A 1,863-nucleotide genomic window follows, 5' to 3' on the forward strand; every position below is an offset into this window, starting at 1 on the left:
AATTGTAAACTTAAGCCGTGTATAATTCATTGCTAGTACTCGCCTACTTACGAAAATCCTTGCGGATTTTCTATTCGGTTTGTATTTGCTAAATTAGTTGCTGAAACACGCAACGAAATCATACACAAAACCGTTGTAGTGCATTAGAGCAAATGAACGATAGAAATTTAAAATTTGAGGTAATCTGGAAAGATGACGATATGTTTGAAATGCGAATTTCAGCAAATAACGGACGATATTCTGGAATTACAGAAGTTTATGAAGTGTCTGAATCCTTACTCGGATTTGTAAACGAACTGAATGGTTTCCCATTTGGAAAAGATAAAGTCTCTCATTCTTGCGGAGAAAAAGATAGTTACGCATATTTCGAAATGGAATTTTATAAGATTGGACCGACTGGAAAATGCGGAGTTCTAATCACAATGGAAGAAAATGTATCAACTGAATATCGAAAAGAAGAAAAGGACAAACTCTCAATGGAATTAATTATTGAACCGAACGCAATAGATGTCTTTTGTCGAGAATTAAAATCATTAGCGGAAAAAGAAGATGGAATTGCGGAATTAAAAGCAATCGGAAATTATACGAGTAATATTGAATAAAATAACGCACTACAACACCGTATAAAAATAATTGCGGTTTAGTGCTAAATCAAAGGTCGTTGCGTGTTTGTAACGTCTGATTTTCCTTCGGAAAATCCTCGCATACAAACCCGCAACTATTCTTATACATAAACGTTAGGCAACATTAGAATGAACATTCGTAATCTCTTTATAATATTTTTATTGTTTTCGATTGTCAGCTGTATTTCTGATAATCAGAAAAGAAAAACCGATGTTGACAGATTACAACTAAACGGAAAGGTCAAATCATACTTAGAAACGATTCGCAGAAGTTCGAACGAACTGAATGACACAATCAAAACCACATTCAAAGAACAGCATAGAGAATTAATTCTGTTTGATAAAAACGGTAATATCATTGAAAAAGTAAGTTTCAAAAAAAATGGTGAACGATATAAAAAGTGGATTTCAGTTTATAATGACAAAGGTGATGAAATTGAAAAATTAGAAATTAAATATCCTAATGATACGCTTAAACGTTGGACTGCCAAATACGATAATACAGGAAACAAAATAGAGTCTTTAATTTATGATAGTAAGGATTCAATTTTAAGTCATACCAAATCGACTTATAATGAATTAAATAAAGAAACTGAATTGATAATCCTTAAGAGTAAAAAAGTAAAAAATCAATTAGTAAAAGTTGGTTATGAATATGACAAATATGACAATGAGGTAAAAACGACAAGAATCTATGCTGATAAATCAAAAACTGAATGGTTTACCAAGTATGATTCGTTTGGAAATGAAACTGAATGGACAGTTTATGACCGAATGGGAAATTTAGAAAGAAAAGATACGACCAACTATACTTATTATAATAACAATAACATCAAAGAGGAAAAATCATATAGTTCAAATGATATTCCTGGTGTCTATGGTATTTCAAAATACGGCGAAAACGGAGATGAGATTGAATACGTAGAATATTTAAATGATTCCATTACTTCCAAAGAAATATACATTTACGACAATAATAGTGGTCAGATAACAAAATATTATGACTCGAATGGTGAGATTGAAAAAACTATAAAATTAACCTCTGATTTTGATAGTAATGGAAATCTCATTAAAAAATCGGAATACCAAAATGGTAAGTTAAGAACTATTAGAGAATACAAAATTGAATACCATAAATAACGTTGCCTAACAAAGTACTGTGCTAAAAAACAAGTAAAATCCCATTAATTTTTCACTAGCGTACTTTTATATGTTGCATCAAATATTAACCCAGATTTTG

General features: G+C 30.7%; 2 protein-coding genes. Both read left to right on the forward strand.

Going from position 1 to position 1,863, the window contains the following annotated elements; all coding sequences use genetic code 11:
- Window positions 1-152: 152 nt before the first annotated feature.
- Window positions 153-602 carry a hypothetical protein gene (locus BLT80_RS19765; protein ID WP_092471267.1) on the forward strand — a complete coding sequence of 150 codons (450 nt, stop codon included), beginning with the start codon at window positions 153-155 and terminating at the stop codon, window positions 600-602.
- 150 nt (window positions 603-752) lie between these two features.
- Window positions 753-1,763, forward strand: a complete 1,011-nt coding sequence (locus BLT80_RS19770) for a hypothetical protein (RefSeq protein ID WP_139181120.1) — start codon at window positions 753-755, stop codon at window positions 1,761-1,763.
- The last annotated feature ends 100 nt before the right edge of the window (window positions 1,764-1,863 follow it).

The sequence above is a fragment of the Winogradskyella thalassocola genome, assembly GCF_900099995.1.
GTDB classification, from domain to species: domain Bacteria; phylum Bacteroidota; class Bacteroidia; order Flavobacteriales; family Flavobacteriaceae; genus Winogradskyella; species Winogradskyella thalassocola.

Excerpts from the sequence above, each read along its gene's own strand:
- BLT80_RS19765 (WP_092471267.1), top strand. The coding sequence starts at position 153 with ATGAACGATAGAAATTTAAAATTTGAGGTAATCTGGAAAGATGACGAT.
- BLT80_RS19770 (WP_139181120.1), top strand. The coding sequence starts at position 753 with ATGAACATTCGTAATCTCTTTATAATATTTTTATTGTTTTCGATTGTC.